Origin of the sequence: Halomonas sp. KHS3, from assembly GCF_000830495.1 — a bacterium.
Taxonomy (GTDB): Bacteria; Pseudomonadota; Gammaproteobacteria; order Pseudomonadales; family Halomonadaceae; genus Vreelandella; species Vreelandella titanicae.
This window is the reverse complement of sequence record NZ_JWHY01000011.1, coordinates 144,387-162,768: the sequence shown is the minus strand read 5'-3', so window position 1 is coordinate 162,768 and position 18,382 is coordinate 144,387. Positions and strand designations below refer to the sequence as shown.

17 protein-coding genes are annotated in these 18,382 nt (G+C 56.0%); 12 read left to right on the top strand and 5 right to left on the bottom strand.

Going from position 1 to position 18,382, the window contains the following annotated elements; translation table 11 throughout:
• Nucleotides 1-148: 148 nt before the first annotated feature.
• The 8 genes from RO22_RS20815 (at nucleotide 149) to nanR (ending at nucleotide 8,308) form a co-directional block, all read left to right on the top strand.
• A complete protein-coding gene (locus RO22_RS20815; RefSeq protein ID WP_027956968.1) occupies nucleotides 149-913 on the top strand; it encodes an SDR family NAD(P)-dependent oxidoreductase in 765 nt (254 codons plus the stop codon).
• Nucleotides 910-1,911, top strand: coding sequence for a 4-hydroxythreonine-4-phosphate dehydrogenase PdxA (gene pdxA, locus RO22_RS20810; protein WP_041159287.1), 1,002 nt, complete (start codon nucleotides 910-912; stop codon nucleotides 1,909-1,911). The genes RO22_RS20815 and pdxA overlap by 4 nt, the downstream gene beginning before the upstream one ends.
• Nucleotides 1,908-3,101 (top strand): four-carbon acid sugar kinase family protein, encoded by a 1,194-nt coding sequence (locus tag RO22_RS20805; RefSeq protein WP_041159286.1) that lies wholly within the window; start codon nucleotides 1,908-1,910, stop codon nucleotides 3,099-3,101. The genes pdxA and RO22_RS20805 overlap by 4 nt, the downstream gene beginning before the upstream one ends.
• A gap of 199 nt (nucleotides 3,102-3,300) precedes the next feature.
• On the top strand, nucleotides 3,301-4,302 hold the full coding sequence (locus tag RO22_RS20800; RefSeq protein WP_009287493.1) for a sialic acid TRAP transporter substrate-binding protein SiaP: 1,002 nt from the start codon (nucleotides 3,301-3,303) through the stop codon (nucleotides 4,300-4,302).
• A gap of 128 nt (nucleotides 4,303-4,430) precedes the next feature.
• The gene (locus RO22_RS20795; RefSeq protein WP_009287494.1) at nucleotides 4,431-4,964 is read left to right on the top strand and encodes a TRAP transporter small permease; all 534 of its coding nucleotides are present in this window, start codon (nucleotides 4,431-4,433) and stop codon (nucleotides 4,962-4,964) included.
• A gap of 38 nt (nucleotides 4,965-5,002) precedes the next feature.
• The gene (locus RO22_RS20790; protein WP_027956967.1) at nucleotides 5,003-6,382 is read left to right on the top strand and encodes a TRAP transporter large permease; all 1,380 of its coding nucleotides are present in this window, start codon (nucleotides 5,003-5,005) and stop codon (nucleotides 6,380-6,382) included.
• 62 nt (nucleotides 6,383-6,444) lie between these two features.
• Nucleotides 6,445-7,521: an Ldh family oxidoreductase gene (locus tag RO22_RS20785; RefSeq protein ID WP_041159285.1), complete on the top strand. Its 1,077-nt coding sequence runs from the start codon at nucleotides 6,445-6,447 to the stop codon at nucleotides 7,519-7,521.
• Between the two features lie 64 nt (nucleotides 7,522-7,585).
• On the top strand, nucleotides 7,586-8,308 hold the full coding sequence (gene nanR / locus RO22_RS20780; protein WP_022521913.1) for a transcriptional regulator NanR: 723 nt from the start codon (nucleotides 7,586-7,588) through the stop codon (nucleotides 8,306-8,308).
• Nucleotides 8,309-8,364: 56 nt separating this feature from the next.
• On the opposite strand, the gene RO22_RS20775 is transcribed toward nanR, so the two are convergent.
• On the bottom strand, nucleotides 8,365-9,441 hold the full coding sequence (locus tag RO22_RS20775) for a TRAP transporter substrate-binding protein (protein ID WP_022521914.1): 1,077 nt from the start codon (nucleotides 9,439-9,441) through the stop codon (nucleotides 8,365-8,367).
• 327 nt (nucleotides 9,442-9,768) lie between these two features.
• On the opposite strand from RO22_RS20775, the gene RO22_RS20770 reads away from it, so the two are divergent.
• Genes RO22_RS20770 through RO22_RS20755 form a run of 4 tightly spaced genes read left to right on the top strand, consistent with a single transcriptional unit; the run spans nucleotide 9,769 to nucleotide 14,297 of the window.
• Complete coding sequence (locus tag RO22_RS20770) at nucleotides 9,769-11,571, top strand: IlvD/Edd family dehydratase (protein WP_041159284.1); 1,803 nt, start codon at nucleotides 9,769-9,771, stop codon at nucleotides 11,569-11,571.
• A 17-nt stretch (nucleotides 11,572-11,588) separates the two neighbouring features.
• Entirely contained in the window at nucleotides 11,589-12,533 is a 945-nt protein-coding gene (locus tag RO22_RS20765) for a DMT family transporter (protein WP_009287497.1), read from the top strand.
• Nucleotides 12,534-12,564: 31 nt separating this feature from the next.
• Entirely contained in the window at nucleotides 12,565-13,335 is a 771-nt protein-coding gene (locus tag RO22_RS20760; protein WP_035580622.1) for a FadR/GntR family transcriptional regulator, read from the top strand.
• Nucleotides 13,336-13,370: 35 nt separating this feature from the next.
• Nucleotides 13,371-14,297 (top strand): Gfo/Idh/MocA family protein, encoded by a 927-nt coding sequence (locus tag RO22_RS20755; RefSeq protein ID WP_041159363.1) that lies wholly within the window; start codon nucleotides 13,371-13,373, stop codon nucleotides 14,295-14,297.
• Nucleotides 14,298-14,345: 48 nt separating this feature from the next.
• Here the strand turns inward: RO22_RS20755 and RO22_RS20750 are convergent, their stop codons facing one another.
• The 4 genes from RO22_RS20750 to RO22_RS20735 all read right to left on the bottom strand — a co-directional run bounded on the left by RO22_RS20750 (nucleotide 14,346) and on the right by RO22_RS20735 (nucleotide 18,380).
• Nucleotides 14,346-15,242: an NAD(P)-dependent oxidoreductase gene (locus RO22_RS20750; RefSeq protein WP_041159283.1), complete on the bottom strand. Its 897-nt coding sequence runs from the start codon at nucleotides 15,240-15,242 to the stop codon at nucleotides 14,346-14,348.
• A 68-nt stretch (nucleotides 15,243-15,310) separates the two neighbouring features.
• Nucleotides 15,311-16,366, bottom strand: coding sequence for an Ldh family oxidoreductase (locus RO22_RS20745; RefSeq protein WP_041159282.1), 1,056 nt, complete (start codon nucleotides 16,364-16,366; stop codon nucleotides 15,311-15,313).
• Nucleotides 16,367-16,404: 38 nt separating this feature from the next.
• Nucleotides 16,405-17,283 (bottom strand): NAD(P)-dependent oxidoreductase, encoded by an 879-nt coding sequence (locus tag RO22_RS20740; RefSeq protein ID WP_022521921.1) that lies wholly within the window; start codon nucleotides 17,281-17,283, stop codon nucleotides 16,405-16,407.
• 131 nt (nucleotides 17,284-17,414) lie between these two features.
• Entirely contained in the window at nucleotides 17,415-18,380 is a 966-nt protein-coding gene (locus RO22_RS20735; protein ID WP_041159281.1) for a GntR family transcriptional regulator, read from the bottom strand.
• Nucleotides 18,381-18,382: the final 2 nt, after the last annotated feature.

Here is an 18,382-nt window from a genome sequence, read left to right as displayed (position 1 = left end):
GATGTCGCTTTGTATGACAGGTATGCCAGTTCATTGCTTACTTTAGCGCACCGCTCCATTTCGGGTCGATAGTTAAATCTATCTAGAGGACGACGGTTTCGCTAAGTGTGGCTCTCACAATAAAAGCAAAAGTGTTAAGGAGAATTTCATGTTAGACGAGTGGAACGGTAAGCGAGCACTTATCACCGGTGCTAGCCGTGGCATTGGCGCGGCGGTTGCGAAACAGCTGGGGGCGTTGGGAGCGCACGTAGCGGTGCACTATCACAACAGTGAAGCGCCCGCTGAAGCGGTGGCTAAGGCGATTCGAGATGCGGGTGGGGACGCCTTTACCGTTAAAGCAGACGTCAGCCACACCAGCGAGACCCAAAAACTCGTCGACGATGCCGCCGAGCGTCTGGGCGGTTTAGACCTGTTGATCAATAACGCGGGGGACATGATGGGCCGGGTTGGCTTAGATGAGATGGACGATGACCAATATGACCGGGTCATGGATCTCAATGTCCGTTCAGTGATTATGGCTAGTCGGGCGGCGCTACCGCATTTTCGTCGCGCAGGTGGCGGCAATATTATTCACACTACCTCGATTGCCGCACGTAATGGCGGCGGGGGAGGCGCTGGCCTATACGCCTCAGCAAAAGGTTTTGTGAGCACGATAACGCGAAATATGGCCAAGGAACTTGCCGGGGATAATATCCGCGTGAATGCTGTGGCCCCCGGTACGATTGCGACCGATTTTCATGAGCGCCACTCAAGCGATGCTCATCTAAACGCAGCTCGGGCATCGATTCCCATGGGGCGTTTGGGCACGGCGGAAGAGTGCGTGGGTGCGTACGTTTTTCTGGCGACCGATACGCTCAGTAGCTATGTCACTGGTCAAATCATTGAGGTCAACGGCGGGCAGTTAATGCCATGAATAGCTCCCCACGCTGTTATGAAATTGCGATCACCATGGGCGACCCTGCTGGCATCGGCCCTGAGATTATTTGCCGCGCGCTGAGTGCTATGTCCGCCACCGAACGTGCCACGGCGATGGTCATCGGTGACCCGGCTATTTATCGCCGTGCGGCGGCAAGTGTTGGTGTTGTGCTTGAGTTCGTGCCATTGGAGCAGGTAGAGAGCGATAAGGATTGTGTGGCGGTCGGTGTGGTCGAGGTGCCGGAAGGCGTTGAGATTGCTGATGGTCAAATTAGCGCCGGTGCGGGTGATATGGCGTTTCGCTGCGTTCATAGAGCCGTGGAATTGGTGCAGGCGGGGCGGGCGCAGGTGATTGTCACCGCCCCGCTGAACAAGGCGGCGTTACATGAAGCCGGGCACCATTACGATGGCCACACCGGAATGTTGGCATCGCTGACCGGTGCGCCCTCGTCGTTTATGCTGCTGGCATCTGAGACGCTCTCGACGCTACATGTATCCACCCACGTGTCGCTACGTGATGCGATCGACCGAGTGACCCCTGAACGCATCATTGCCACCGTTGAAGCAGGACACGCGCACTTGCTCGCGTTGGGCATGAAGGCTCCGCGCATTGCCGTGGCAGGCCTTAATCCGCACTGCGGTGAAGGAGGGATTTTTGGCGACGAAGATAGTCGCTGTATCGCCCCAGCGGTGGAACGCTTGCGGGAACGGGGTTTTGATGTGAGCGGGCCGATCTCTGCGGATACGGTGTTTTACCGCGCTTCGAAAGGCGAGTTCGATTTGGTTATTGCCCAGTATCACGACCAGGGCCATATCCCCGTCAAACTGATTGCTTTTGATACCACGGTCAATGTCAGCCTTGGCTTGCCGCTTCAGCGCACCTCGGTGGATCACGGCACTGCCTTTGATATTGCCTGGCAGGGCAAAGCCGATGCCACCAACATGGGATCAGCGATTGCCTATGCGCGACGGTTAGCCAGTGGCGCCAAGGCATGAGCGGCTGCCGATTGGCGATTATTGCCGATGATCTTTCGGGCGCGCTGGACACTTCAGCACCCTTTGCCGCGCGAGGCGCAGATGTCCGCGTGGTGATTAGCCTGGAGGCATTAGCGACAACGCTAGAGGCATGGCAAGGCCAGTGGCCAGAGGTCATCGCCGTGAATACCCAGTCTCGCCATCTGCAATCTGAGGAGGCGGCGCTTCGGGTAAGCGAAGCAGTGCGTTTGCTCACGCGAGTCGCGCCGCAGGAGTGGTTCAAGAAAGTCGATTCAACCCTGCGTGGCCAAGTAGTCGCAGAGTGCACAGCACTGCGGGAAGCGCTTGGCTTTCCCCTGCTGCTGGCTCCCGCGGTACCGGCCCAGGGGCGAACAGTGCGTAATGCCGAAGTGTGGGTGGACGGCATTCCACTGGCTGATACCACCTACCAACAGGATGCCCTCTCAACGCCCCTGATCGGCCCCATTGATCAGGCATTTTCCGTCAGCGGGCGACCGCTGCAGCGCTATCGCTTTGGTCAGGGCGTTCAACTCCCTAACGGGGACTGTATCGCCGATGCCCAAAGTGACGAGGAGCTTGCTGCGCTCTATCAGCTCGTGTCGAGTGCTGGCTGCCGCCGAGCAATGGCGGGGGCTGCGGGGCTGGCAACGGCTATCGCCCAGCGTTTTTTCGGGCGGCCTGATGCACCATTTCGAGCGTTGAATAGCGTCAATGCAGTGCTTTATGCCATCGGTTCTAGAAGCCCTCGTGCTGCCGAACAGCTCCAACAGTTGCGACAATACGTGCCCGGTTTGGCCGTGATTAAAGCGTGTACCGAGCCCTCTGCTACACCTTGTAATAGTAGCCCGGCCTTAGGGACCTATGTGGTCGTGCCCGGAGAGAGTGAGGAATGCACGGCAAACCAAGTCGCCGAGTCGATGGCTTCCAAAGTGGCCGACCTTACGTCTGCCTGGCGGGACGATGATCCGTGTTTGCTATTTTTAACCGGCGGGGATATCGCCATGGCCGTATTAACCCAACTGGGGGTGAGTTATATCTCTGTCGAGACGGAGTGGTCACCCGGGGTGGCACTAGGGAGTATGGATGGCGATAGGCGAAAGCGAGTGATGACTAAAGCAGGTGGCTTTGGCGATCCTCAACTGCTGGTGCGCTTATACCATCAGTTCGCTCCACGGCTTGAATCATCATAGGCACTACTAAAATCGTTACCTGGATAGTTGCGCGATTGCGGGCAGCCAACTAAGTTTGAAGCTGGTGGTATGACACGTATATAGCACTATGATCGGTTACGTTGGTTGCCGCCGCTTAAAAAATAACCAAATACATCACAATAAATAGCAGCAAATCACACTATCCAACAACAAATCCAATGGTTGTGAGGAGTACACGATGAGTCACAAACGCCAACACTCGCTTAAGATGGCCCGCCTGCTGACCGCTACGCTTATCGCCGGTGGTCTCTCAGTGACCGGTGCTGTGCATGCGCAAGAAGAACTCACCTTTGCTCACGTCTATGAGACATCCGAGCCCTACCACGAGTGGGCCCTGTGGGCGGCAGATGAAATCGAGGAGCGTACTGATGGCCGTTATTCGATCAGTGTCCACCCGGCGTCGTCACTGGGTAAGGAGTCGGACATCAACGAAGGCCTACAGCTGGGCACGGTTGATCTGATCTACACCGGCAACCAATTTGCCGGTCGTTTCTATGGCCCGGTGGGTATCGCTGGCGCGCCCTATATGTTCCGCGATTTTGACCATTGGCAGGCCTATGCCGATAGCGACCTGTTCAAAGAAATCGCTCAGGGCTACCAGGATGAAACCGGTAACGTACCGCTGGCCATGAACTACTACGGGCGTCGCCATGTAACCTCCAACAAACCGATCAATACGCCGGAGGACATGCAAGACCTGAAAATTCGTACGCCCAATGCGCCAATGTACATGATGTTCCCCGAAGCGGTGGGCGCCAACCCCACTCCGATCGCATTCTCCGAGGTTTATCTGGCGCTGCAGCAAGGTGTGGTGGATGCTCAAGAAAACCCACTGCCGACCATTCGCGCCAAAGCGTTTCATGAGGTGCAGGACTATATCAATCTGACCGGGCATATCACCGATTCGCTAATCACCATCGCCGGTGGCCCATTGTGGAATCGCCTCTCCGAGGAGGATCGTGAGGTTTTCCGTGAGGTCTACACCGAAGCCGGCGAGCGCATCACTCAAGATATCTTGAAATCCGAGGAAGAGCTGGTGGCTTGGTTCGAAGAGCAGGGTGTGACCGTCAACGAAGTCGATATAGAACCCTTCCGCGAAGCCACGATTCCTGCCCATAACGGTGAAGCGGCGACTTGGGATCAGGAAACCTATGATCGTCTGCAGGCTATCGGCCAGTAATCAGACTATCGGACGGTAATGCCGTGAGGCCTGAGTTTTCCAGAATCCGTACGTTTCCGGGATCGTTTTTTTCGTAGACCAAGACTCGCCCCGCCCAAGCCTCGGGTGGGGCGAAGCGGGAGCCTTCCATGAGCCAAACTGACTCTACTGACGAGACCAGCCTTGCAGGTCTCGACGATGATTCCTTCAACATTCACGACTATGCCCTGGAGGATTTCCTGACGCTTGGGATCTTCTGGCTACTGGCACTGGATGTCTTTATGCAGTTTTTCAGCCGCTATGTGCTGGGTAATTCCATCGCCTGGACGGAGGAGATGGCGCGCTATCTATTGGTTATGGTGGGCTTTATGGGCAGCACCATGGCCGTGCGAAAGGGATCGCATATCGCAGTGGAATTTTTCTATCGCTACATGCCGGGGTGGCTGGGGCGCGTGATGTCGACGCTGGTAGACCTGATCAATATTGCCTTCTTCGCCAGCATGGCCTGGATCACCTTCAAACTGGCTGATCGTACCAGTGCCATGATGACCTCGGTGGATATCCCTAAAAGCTGGCTTTACTACTTGGTGATGGTGGGCTTTATCATCATGCTGGTGAGAGGGGTGGAGGTGGCTATTCGTCACTGGCGCTCGGGCACCAGTGAACTGCTCAATACCCAATAACAACACGCCAACACGCTACTCTCTCGGAGATCACCCCAATGCCCAACATTCTGGCTGTGAGGCGCGGCGGTGCGATAGTACCGCCATTGGTCGCGGCTGTCGCGATACTCGGCTGTATCGCATTGGCCGCCACCCAGCACTATTTACTGTTCCTGTTTGCGGCGCTCTTTACCCTGCTGGTGATGGGGGTGCCGATCGCCATTAGTCTTGCCGGCTCGTGCCTGCTGTATGTGCTGCTGACCGGCAGAGTACCCGATGTTGTCGTGATGCATCGCATGATCAACGGCGTCGACAGCTTTCCCCTGTTGGCGATTCCGTTTTTTATACTCGCCGGTAACCTAATGAACAACGGCGGTATTACCGTGCGGATATTTGACTTTGCCAAGGCATTGATGGGCTGGATGCGTGGCGGTCTGGGGCACGTCAATGTAGGCGCCAGCATTGTTTTTTCCGGCATGTCAGGAGCCGCAGTCGCCGATGCAGGGGGGCTAGGTACCATTGAAATCAAGGCCATGAAAGATGCCGGTTACGACGAGGAGTTCTCGGTGGGTATCACCGCGGCATCTTCGACCATTGGCCCGATTATTCCGCCGAGTCTGCCGATGGTTATCTACGGTGTAATGGCCTCGGTGTCGGTCGGCCAGTTGTTCGTCGCCGGCCTGGTACCGGGCCTGTTAATGGGGCTGGTACTCATGGTCATGATCACGATCATTTCACGGCGGCGCGGCTATACCCGCGATGCGGTGTTCTCGTTTCCGGTGCTTGGTCATACGTTCAAGCGCGCCTTCCTGTCACTCTTAACACCGGTCATCATCGTCGGCGGCATAATGTCGGGGGCCTTCACGCCTACCGAAGCGGCGATTGCTGCGGTGGTCTACGCCTTGGTGCTGGGGGGAGTGGTTTATCGTAGCCTGACCTGGCGCCGCCTGCTCAAGGTGAGCATGGAAACTATTGAAACCACTGCCGTGATCCTGCTGATCGTCGCTGGTGCCTCGATATTTGCCTGGATCCTGACCAGCAACCAAGTCACGCAGCATGTCGTGACCCTGCTCGGGCCATTTGCCGATAACCCCATCGCCACGCTGATCATCATCAACCTGGTGCTGATTCTGGTGGGCTGTTTTATGGAGACCATCGCGGCGATCACCATCCTGGTGCCGGTATTGTTGCCGGTGGCCATTACTGCGGGTGTCGATCCGGTGCACTTTGGCGTGATCATGGTGCTCAACCTGATGATCGGCTTGTTAACGCCGCCGGTAGGCATGGTGCTGTATGTACTGTCGCGAGTGTCCGGAATTTCCTTCGAGAAATGCATGCGTGGCACGCTGCCGTTCCTGGTGCCGCTGGTCATCGCATTGCTATTGGTTACCTTCATTCCAGCTATCTCGCTGTGGCTGCCAACACTGATTTATCGTTAAGCATTACCGGGGCTGGCCAATGGTCAGCCAGTAGCCCGACTGAAACCAGGAGCTATCGATTAATGAGAGATACGTCGTCAAATTTTCGCGTCGCTCGCGAAGACCTTGCCCGCTTCATGCAAGCCGTTCTGAAGGCGGCAGGTGCTGATCAGGCATCAGCAAACGCGGTCACTCGCGCGCTGATTACCGCCTCACGTATGGGCACCGACAGCCATGGCCTGCGTCTGCTGCCCCACTATCTGCAGGCGCTCAAGGGCGGGCGGATCAACGGCGCGCCCGACATGCAGTTCCACCAGCGCCTTGCGGCGACCGGTTTTCTGGATGCTGACGACGGGTTGGGGCACCTCGCGGGTTATACCGCCATGGAGCACGCCATGGCGATGGCCGAGACGGTGGGGATGGGGGCCGTCGCGGTGGGCAACTCGTCGCACTTCGGCGCGGCGGGGTGCTATGCGTTGGCAGCGGCTGAGCGCGGGTACCTCGGCATGGCGTTCTGCAATTCGGATCCTTTCGTGCTGTTGCATGAGGGCGCCAAGCCCTTTCACGGTACCAACCCCATCGCCTTTGCGGCGCCGGTGGCGGGCGAGTCGCCTTACCTGCTGGATATGGCGACCAGCTCGGTGCCCTGGAATCGCGTGCAGCAGTACGGGGCGATAGGGCGTGAACTGCCTGACCAGGTCGCGGCGGATGCTGCCGGGCAGGTAAGCCGCGTTCCTGGTGAAGTGGCCGCATTGTTACCGCTGGGTGGTAGCGGCTTCGGCTTCAAGGGCGCGGGGTTGGGTGGCATGGTTGAGGTTCTGAGTTCGATGCTGTCGGGCATGCAGCATGGCTTTAAGCTGCTGCCCATGGGGGGGCCAGACATGGCGACGCCACGCGGGGTAGGGCACTTCTTCCTGGTCATGCAACCGGATGCGTTTGCGGATGCAGGCACCTTTGCGCAAGGAATGGCCGAGTATCTAGCCGACCTGCGCGCCCAGCCTGCTGCACCCAATGCCCAGGTAATGGCACCAGGTGATCGCGAATGGCGCTGCCAGGCTCAGCGCGACGCCGAAGGCATTCCGCTTGATTCTGCCAATCAAGTAGCCTATGCCGAGATCGCCGAGCAGTACCAAATAGCGCCGCTCTCTCGGCTGGTTTGAAGGATAATGACTAGAAATGCAGTAAAATGGCGGAAAATTCCAGGTTAACCAGGGGTGACTGCCTATGAGCAGATACCGGATCGAGCGTAAAACGCTATCGGAACAGGTCGCTGAGCAGCTTGAGGCGGAGATTCTCGAGGGGCGGCTGAGTGAAAACGATCAACTGCCTTCAGAGAGGGAGTTGATGGAGCAGTTTGGTGTTGGCAGACCCGCGGTGCGTGAAGCACTGTTCCACCTGCAACAGCTAGGACTTATCGCCATCAACAGCGGTACCCGCGCCAGGGTAATTCGTCCCACCGCTGAGGCGGTGATGGCCAGGCTTTCTGGGGTAACCCGACAGCTACTTTCTAAGCCCGATGGTCAACAGTATTTCCAGGAAGCGCGGGCCATGTTCGAGATATCTTTGGCTCGCTACGCGGCGCGTAATGCCAGTGAAGAGGATCTAGCGAGGCTGCGGGATGCATTAGCGGATAATCGCGATGCAATAGGTGATGAAGCACGCTTTAAACGCTCTGATAATGACTTCCATGGCGTGTTGGCCAGCATTGGCCGTAACCCCATTTTTGATGCTATCCATGTGGCGCTCTCTGAGTGGTTGGACGATCGCCGCGCGCTGGTACTGCAACAGAAGGACGAAGACAAAGCGGCTACCGCTGCGCATACCGAAATCATCGCAGCGATAGAGTCTCGTGACCCAGATGCGGCCGAGGCAGCCATGCGGCGCCACCTCGACCGTCACTACGGCACCTATATGCAGCTTAAAAAGCGCCTCTCGGACGCTTCTTAATTCTCATGCTACCCAATTAATCCTGCCGCCTTTTTTATTCGGCGGCAGGGATGGGATCACTCGGTCATTGTCGATTCAGCAATCTCTTGGAATTCAGTCACGAGATCTTCGCCGATGCGTGGTGCCCACTCTTCGTAAACCGGCTGCACGGCTTCCTGGAAAGCGGCAATCTGCTCGTCATTAAGACGGGTAATTTGCATGCCGCGTTCTTCAAGCTGATCCCGTGCCCAGTCGTCGTACTCGCTGGAAAGCTGGATTTCGTAATCCGCTGCTTGCAGCGCGGCTTCCTGAACAAGTTCCTGATACTCTGGATCGAGGCGATCCCAGGTACGCTGAGAGATCATCTTGATGAAGGGCGTATAAACGTGACGGGTTTCGGAGCCGTAATCCTGCACCTCATAGAAGTTGGAGGTCAGGATGGTGCTCCAAGGGTTTTCCTGGCCATCGACAACGCCTTGTTCCATGGCGGAGAAGAGTTCACCAAATGCCATCGGGGTCGGGTTGGCGCCCAGCGCTTCCCAAATAGCCAGGTGCACTGGGTTCTCCATGGTGCGAATAGACAAGCCACGAACGTCCAGGCCCGCCACATCTTCTGGTGAAGCGACTTCACGAGCACTATTGGAGAGCTGGCGGAAGCCGTTTTCAGAGAATGCCAGGGCTTTTAGACCAGTGCCATCGAAGGCATCAAGCATCTCCTGGGCAGCATCGCTACGCATGGCCTTTATAGCCGCTTCCCGAGTAGGCAGTAGGAAAGGAAGGTCAAAGACTGCCAGCTCCTCGACATAACCTGTGGCGGGTGAAGAGGAAGGGTAGGTCATATCCAGAGTACCGGTTTGCAGCATTTCCATCATCTGCACGTCATCGCCAAGCTGGCTGTTGGGAAAGATATTAACGCTGATACGCCCTTCGCTGCGCTGGTCGAGAATATCCGCAAAGTATTGGCTAGAGATATATTGAGGCGAGCTTTCCGCCAAGCCCAATCCCATTCGCAGAGTGACGCTGCCGTGGTCACCCACGGTACCGCCCTCTATCTCTGGCGGATCGGAAAGGTCAGGCGTTTGCGCGTAGGCAATGCCTGAGCTGAGCAGTGTAGCGCCGGTCATTAATAGGGTGCGTTTCCAAAGATGGTGCATAGTCGTCACTCTCCTGGCGTGCTGCAGGTCGCTACGCTAAGGGGATATTCCTAGCGAGCTGCAGCGTGGTTGATTGTTGTTGTGTGTAAGCGGCACTCGCTTATAGAGGTGTAAGTGCCGCTCCCTTAGGTGAATGTCTAACGTTTTTGATATATGTTCAACATATACTTTTGTATGTGTCGACGCCGCGGGTAAGAACGCGTACCGTCATGGCAACTCTTCCCTACATTTTAGGAAGCTTTCTTCATTGTTAGTGTTGGTGGGCAGTTTGAGTGCCTAAAGCGCGCCTGCCGACTTGTATATTTACTTTAGGCGTGGAGCGGAACCATGGCCAATTTTCAGCGAATAACTCCTGAGCAGTTGCGTTCACGCTACTGGTTCGATAACCCTGATCACCCCGGAACCACGGCGCTATGTATTGAGCGTTACCTCAATTACGGTATTACTCTGGATGAGCTGACCAGCGGTAAGCCGATCATTGGTATTTGCCAGTCGGGCTCTGATTTAACCCCGTGCAACCGCCACCACATTGACTTGGTCAAGCGGGTTAAAGACGGAATTCGCGCCGCAGGTGGCGTGCCGTTTGAATTTCCCATGCATCCTATTCATGAGAACGTGCGCCGACCCACTGCTGCGCTGGATCGGAACCTCGCTTACTTGGGCATCGTGGAAGTGCTCCATGGCTACCCGCTAGATGGCGTGGTATTGACCACCGGCTGTGATAAAACCACCCCGGCTGCGCTGATGGCCGCGGCAACGGTGAATATTCCGTCCATTGTGCTCTCCGGTGGTCCGATGCTAAACGGCTGGCGCGGTGCCGAGCGGGTGGGCTCAGGCACGATTATCTGGGAGCTTCGCAAGCGGCTGGCAGCTGGGGATATCGACTACGCAGAGTTCCTTTCCCGCGCCAGCGATTCAGCACCCTCGATAGGCCACTGCAACACCATGGGCACCGCCTCTACCATGAATTCCATGGCGGAAGTCCTGGGCATGAGCCTGCCGGGGTCGGCGGTGATTCCTGCGCCCTATAAAGAGCGCGCAATGGTGGCCTACGACACGGGTACGCGGATTGTCGATATGGTGTGGGAAGACCTGCGCCCGCTGGATATTCTGACCCGGGAAGCGTTTGAGAACGCCATCGTGGCATGCTCGGCACTGGGCGGTTCATCCAATGCGCCGGTACATATCAATGCGATTGCCCGCCATGCAGGCATCGAGCTGGATAACGATGACTGGCAGCGCCTGGGCCATGAAATTCCACTGCTGGCCAACGTAATGCCTGCCGGTGCTTTCCTGTGCGAAGAGTTCTACCGCGCCGGTGGTGTGCCCGCGATCCTCCATGAGCTACACACTGCCGGTAAGCTGCACGGCGAGGCGCTAACGGTCAATGGCCGCTCCATCGGCGATAATTTGCAGGGCCGTGAAACTCAAGACACTGACGTGATTTGTCGCTATAGCGACCCGTTGGTGGATCATGCGGGCTTCCTCAATCTCAAGGGCAATCTATTCGACTCGGCGCTGATGAAAACCAGCGTGATCTCGCGGGATTTCCGCGAACGCTTCCTGAATGACCCCAATGACCCGGAAGCCTTTGAGGGCAAGGTGGTGGTATTCGATGGCTCCGAGGATTACCACGCCCGCATTGATGATCCAGCGCTCAACATCGACGCTCGTACCATTCTGGTAATGCGCGGTGCTGGCCCGGTAGGCCACCCTGGCGGTGCCGAAGTGGTTAACATGCAGCCGCCGGAGGCGCTTATCAAACAGGGCATCGAATCGCTGCCGTGCTTGGGCGATGGTCGCCAGTCGGGTACTTCCGGCTCACCGTCGATTCTCAATGCCTCCCCGGAAGCCGCTACCGGGGGTGGCTTGGCGCTGCTGGAGAGTGGCGACCGTCTGCGGGTCGATCTCAAGCGCGGTGAGGTGCAGCTGCTGATCGAACCCAGTGAACTGGAAGCCCGCCGGGAGCGTTTAGCCCAGCAGGGAGGTTACCGCTACCCTGGCCACCAGACGCCTTGGCAGGAGATCCAGCGCAGCATGGTCGAACCGCTGGACCGCGGTATGACATTGGAACCCGCCACCAAGTACCGCGATGTGGCTCGCCAGCATCCGCCCAGGGATAATCACTGAAGAGGCGAATACTAAAGATGAGTCGTTGGAGTACCTTATCGCATCGCCAGCAGGGACTACTATTGACCGCTGGCGGGGCGCTGATCATGGCCCCGGATGCCCTGCTGATTAAAGTGGCCGATCTGCCCGATGCCGAGATATTGATGTGGCGTGGCTTTCTTTCGGGCTTAGGTTTTCTACTGATCGCCCTGATGCGCTATGGCCGTGGCACGCTGGCAGCCTACCGTCGCTGCGGCTGGACGGGTATCGCCGTGGCGCTGCTGTTCAGCCTGACCACCTGCGGTTTCGTGCTGGGCAACCAGTACACCAAGGCGGGCAACGTACTGATGATACTGGCCAGTTCGCCGTTAATCGCTGCCGTGCTCTCCTGGATCATCCTCAAGGAGCGTCTGCCAAGGCGTACCTGGTTAGCGATATTGCTGTGCATGGTGGGTGTCGCCATGATCGCCCTCGATGACGCGGGCGCAGGTTCTTGGGTCGGAAACGCTTTCGCTTTGATGGCGGCAACGACCCTGGCGATTAACTTTACCCTCTGCCGTACGCGGCCGGGGGTGGATATGAGCCCGATGCTGGTGTTCAACGGCCTTATTGTGGGTAGCACCGCAGGGCTGTTTTGGCTGGCGGGCAGCGAACCAACCCTGCCTGCAGCCAACCAGCTTGCTGTCGTTATCCTGCTCTGCCTGATTATTGTGCCTTGCGGCGTGACGCTACTGCAGCGTGGGCCGCTCTATCTGCCCTCCGCCGAAGTGGGCCTGCTAATACTGCTGGAAGTGGTGATAGGCACGCTGTTGGCCTGGTGGATTCTGGCCGAACAGCCCGCGCCAATGGCCATGGTTGGCGGCGTTCTGGTGCTGGGCACACTGGGTGCTAAAGGCCTCTATGAACGGCGGCTGGAACTGAAACAGCGGGCGGGGCTCGATGCTACGCCGTCGATAACAGTCGACCGGTCAAGTACGGTATGATTGACAGGAATCGAAATAGGGCCTTATCGCAGTGACGTCATCTCCTAGTAAGCCAGTAGCTCGCCCCAGTATTGCCGAACATCTCGCCGAGGAGATCTTTGGTGGGCGCTATCACCCCGGTGACTTAGTACCCCGAGAAATGGATCTATGCGAACGCTTTGCGATCAATCGCTCAGCGGTGCGTAGCGATCTTCGCCAACTGGTCGATGCCGGGATTATTGAGCGGATTTCTGGTCATGGTTCCAAGGTGCGCGAATACTCAGAGTGGCATATTCTTGATGCCCAGGTGACTGACTGGCTGACCCGCTACGCTGCCCCCAACCCGGATATTCAGCGCGAGATTCTTGCCTTCCGTCTGGACGTTGAGCCCTATGTGGCGATGACCGCCGCCAAGCGGGCCAAGGCGCGGGATCTGGTTGCTATCGAAGAGGCGTTTGAAGGGCTGGGACAGAATCTGCGCAATGCAACCTGCGAAGAGGAGCGGCGGCTGCACAGCGAGTGTGATGTCGCTTTTCACGAGGCGATTTTCAAGGCGACCCACAATATTGTTTGGGCGCAGCTATCGCATATCCTGCGCCCCTCCATCTATATGCTGATCTCCATGTCCAACGAGAACGCCCCAGATCCTGAAGAGAGCCTGGAGCGTCACCGTCAACTGATGGAGAGCATCCGGCTGCGCCGCCCCCGGGAGGCGTTTTTAGCGTCCCAAGCGGTGTTGGCAGGTACCGCCGCCGCGCTAGGGCTTGAGCACAGCGTTAGCTCATTAGGGCGCAGCGTTGAGTTGCCCCACACCAACTCCTGACCCCATTTTCAATGGTAAATAACAAAGGCCAGCGTATGTCTGACTTCAACCTCGGCTTAGTGGGCGTGGGCAAAATCGTCCGCGACCAGCACCTCCCGGCAATAGCCGCCACCCCGAACTGCCATCTTGTCGCCTCGGCGGATCCCTTCGCCTCGCTGCCGGATCTACCCGCCTATCAAGACCTGGAAGCGATGCTAGACGCCCACCCTGAAATTACCGCTGTCTCAATCTGCACGCCGACCCATCTGCGCTACTCCCAGGCGCGGGCCGCACTGATGCGTGGCAAGCACGTGCTGCTTGAGAAGCCACCGGGGGCAACGTTAAGCGAAGTGGAGGACTTGATTGCCTGTGCCAAAGAACAGGGCGTTAGCCTGTTTGCCGCTTGGCACTCGCGGTTTGCCCCTGGCGTTGCCCAGGCCCAGCAGTGGTTAGCCGAACGGCAGGTGCAGCGGGTAGAGGTCGAGTGGAAAGAGGACGTGCGGGTATGGCACCCAGGCCAAGCGTGGATCTGGCAGCCGGGTGGCATGGGCGTGTTTGATCCCGGTATTAATGCGCTGTCGATTGCGACCGCCATCTTGCCCCAGCCGTTTTTTCTACAACAGGCGCGACTGCTGGTGCCGAGCAATGCGCAAACTCCGATTGCAGCGGATCTCACCTTTACCGACCCACAAGGCGCGTCCATTGAGGCGGCGTTTGATTTTCGCCAGAGCGGCCCGCCCACCTGGGATATGCATATCCACAGCGATGGCAGCCGCTTGAGTCTCACCCAAGGCGGCTGTCGATTGGTCATCGACGATGAACTGATCATTGAAGAGGAGGAGCGCGAGTATCAAGGTTTATATGCGCGCTTTGCCGAGCTGATCGCAAACAAGCGCAGCGAGGTGGATGTTGCCCCGCTGCGCCAGGTCGCCGATGCGTTTCTATACGGCCATCGTGAGTCTACCGAAGCGTTTATCGAGTGAAGGCTTTATATGGAAATATGAGGTAGCCAAGAAGCTATCTTAGTGGCCTTAATCGGATACGATCTTATTGCGTTTTATACAGCTGTCATACGCTTGGGGAACGAAACTATCTTCCCCCACGTCGTCTCGAGCTAACGTAAGAAACTCGCAAAGCGGTGGCAGCATATGGGGGGCTAGCTGATAGGCGTTTAACGTTTCAGTCAGGTAGCGCATATCTTTTTCAGCATTACCAAGACTGAACTGTAACTTTGTGCACTCCTTGTGCAGTACCCATTCCATAACGGGAGCGAGCATCGCGCTGTTGGCTCCCCCTTGTGAGCAAATTTCCAGGAGTTTGTCTTGTGAAACGTCCATGCCGGCCGCCATAGTGGCCGCCTCACTGACTAGGGCAGCAGCCCCTAACGAGAGAAAATTATTAATCAGTTTCAGTTTATGCGCTGAACCAACCTTACCCACATGAAAGATGTTTTCCGCGAAACTTTCCATGACCGGCGTAATACGCGCCACTGTGGAAGCATCGCCACCCACCATGACATTTAGCCGTCCATCTCTGGCTTCACGAGGCGTGCGTGCTAAAGGCGCGTCAACGAGTATCACCCCTTGATGTTCTACGTTTTTCGCAAGGCGCTCAGTTGATTCGGGATGAGCCGTAGAGCAGTCGACAATAATAAGCCCTTCATGGCTTCCCACCATTAAACCGTCAGCCCCGCTGACGATTTCGTTAACCTGTTCGGATGTCTTCACGCAGATAAAAACAATATCGCTATTTCTTGCCATCTCTGCGGGAGTGCTAACTTCCGTCGCGCCTTCCTTGCATAGCGCTTCAAGGGGGGATCGATTCCTATGGGCCATCACCGTTAGCGGATAACCGTTATGTACGATATGTCTGGCCATTTCCTTGCCCATTAAGCCGAGCCCAATGAATCCGATGCGTTCTTGTTTCATAGTCGCCTCTGATGAGTTGGTTCACCACACCTGAAATATTGCCCACTAGACCTATGCATGAGCGGTTGTTATTGCAGTGCCTGAGGGAAAGTAACCCCCAGACGTTCCGACCAATCGGCTAGAGCTTCGGGAACACCGTCTGGCAGAGGCACGCCCTCCTGCGCATAACGCTTATGGAGGGCAAGTCCGCGCTCGCCAGGAATTCGTACTGGAGGGCTACCTTCCGCAACAGGATTGTTACGGCAAGCATCCACCAAAGCGCCGGTTTCGCGTTTGAAGGCGTCAAGCCCACCAAAGGCTTCGGGATCCATGATCTGCACCATGACCGAGGCACCCCATTGTGCAGGCGCCTGCACACGGCCAAATCCAGCGAGCCCAGACGTTAAGGCTTCCACCATTAGCCCCAGCGCATATCCCTTGTGGCCGTGGTCAAGCCCACCAGTTGGCATGATGCTCCCCTTAGGCTCATCGAACAGCACGCTAGGTTGATCGGTCGCGTTGCCCTGGTGATCCTTAAGCCACGGATACGGCAGTTGGCTGTTTTGTTTGTGAAGTCGGCCGACCATGCCATTAGTGGTAATGGATGTGCTGACATCTAACAGAACCGGGCCCGAAGCCGTCGGATAGCCCACAGCGATAGGGTTAGGGGTGTGGGTCGCTTGCAAACCGCCATACGGGGCAACCGACTTAGTCGCCGGATCGGATGATTCGATCACCACCACGAGGTCTTGATCAGTGGCACGTTTCAGATAGGCTGCCAAGCAGGCGATATGATTTGAGCATCGAATCACGACTGTCCCTGTGCCGCAGGAGCGAGCCATCAATTCGGCGGTTTCCATTGCTTTAATGATCAACCAGGGGCCGGGAAGATAACGACCATCCCATGTCTGCACGGCAGCGCGTTTGGAGATTACCTCATACTCACCTGACACAGGCATCCGGCCAGACTGAATCTCGCCAAGGTAAGGGGATAGTAGCTGAAGCCCGTGAGTCGTGTGTCCCATCAAATCACCTTCGACGAGTATCTCGGCAACTGCTCGAGCCTTTTCTTCTTCGAGCCCGGCTGCCACAAGTAAAGCGGTGCTGAATTGAGTAATTTCCTGAACGTCGTAATGGTGGCTCATTGTATTTATTCTCCTAAATTTGTTGTTGTCAGGCTCTCTTAATCATTGCGCCGTCTGAGTTGATTGATTAAGGCGCTATGGTCTAACTCGCCATCCCCTTGATCGACGAGCTCTTCAAAAAGTGTGTTGACCAATGACGAAATCGGTAGCTTAAGATGTAGCGTTTCGGCAAAAGCCATCGCGGTCTGGGTATCTTTCAATTGCCATTTCGCTGGCCCACCCGGAGTAAAGTTTTCCTGAATCATACGCTGCCCGTGTATACGCAAAATGGTCGAGTCAGCAAACCCACCTTCAAGCGCACTGAGCATTCGCTCGGGGTTTGCCCCGCCCTGTTCTGCCAATAGTATGGCTTCTGCCACGGTAGCAATGGTGTTGGCCACAATCATTTGATTGGCGAGCTTAGCAAGTTCCCCGCTACCTGCAGGGCCAACATGAACGGGCCTGCCGAGAGATAAGAGAATGGGTTCTACTGCTTTAAAACTTACGGCATCGCCACCCACCATAATGGCCAGCGTGCCGTCGATCGCTCCCTGCTCACCGCCGGAAACCGGCGCATCAAGGTAATTAATCTGGCTCTTGGCGGCTTCTTCTGCTTGACGGCGAGCGGTTTCTACAGGTATTGAACTCATGACAATAAGTGTGGCGTCACGCTGCATGGCATTGAGTAGGCCGCTAGGGCCCAACAGCATTTCATCACACACAGGCCCAGAGCTAAGCATAACGATAACGACATCGCTTTCGGCAACGGCTTCTTCGGGCTTTTCTACGATTGTGGCACCCACCGACTCTAAACGGTTGGCTTTGCTTTTTGTTCTATTCCAGACAAGCACTTGGTGTCCTGCATGGGCCAAGCGTGCTGCCATCGGCGCACCCATAATGCCCGTGCCAATAAATCCGATAGTACGTGACGTTGTCATTATTAGTTCCTCTATCTAGATGAGCCATTGAAGAGATGGGGCGGTGCGTTTCTATATCTCATACAAGATTTCAGCTACGTTTCTCGGCTACGTTCCAGCGTGATGGGGCATCCACGTTCGTTATTTGGTTGTTAGCGCAGGTAAAGCGGTATATCGATATCACCTGATTCTCGGAAGTTAATCAGCCGGTCGAGCACCTTGGATTCTGAACGCTCTAAATGGGTTGCCAAGGCTTTGCCTGCTTGTGCAGGTTGTTGCTGGCGCATTTTTTCAAATATCCATAAATGTTCATCGAAGAAAGGATCTTGATCGGGAAGCTTTAATACTCGTCCAAGCAGGTGTTTACTGACTAATAAGATAGGATGCGTGCGCCGGAGCATATTCATGACCTCCTGGTTATCACCTAAACTAACGGCGGTATGATGGAGATCATTTTCTAACTCATCCAGTAGCTCCCCCTTTATATCAGGATAGCTCTCAGCAGCGTGTTTGAGTTTGGTAATATAGCCTTTAATGGCACTTTCTGGCATATGTTGTGTGGATCGCGCAATCATATAAGGCTCTAATTGGCGACGTGCTTCATAAAGATTATGTAACCGCTGATCATTCAGAGGCACCACGCTCCAGCTGTTATATTTAATCTTCTCGACTAAACCGATAGACTGTAAATAGAGCAATATTTGGTGAGTGACCGTACGGCTGACATTAAGCGTTTTGGAAAGCTGCAGCTCATTGAGTTCAAACGCACCCTTAATCGAACATAAAACGATGTCATGTTCAACGCTGTCGATATGCGCCCGCCAAGACACGATACGGTCTACTTTTGGGGCATGGCCAAGTTGTTTGAAATCATGCTCACTGAGCGCACGTCGCACTACCTCACCTGGCGATGCGCCTACTAAATAGCCGCGCCCCTCGAAACGGCAGATATACTGCTCTTCGTGCAATCGGCTTAATGTTTGCCGAACGGGCGAGCGGCTAATACCAAACAGCTCCGCTATATTTCCCTCAAGCAGTACTAAACCGGGTTCAAGACGTTTCCCAACAATACTCTGCTTAAGAGCCGTGTAGAGTTGGTCGCGCAGCGTTTGTGTCATAG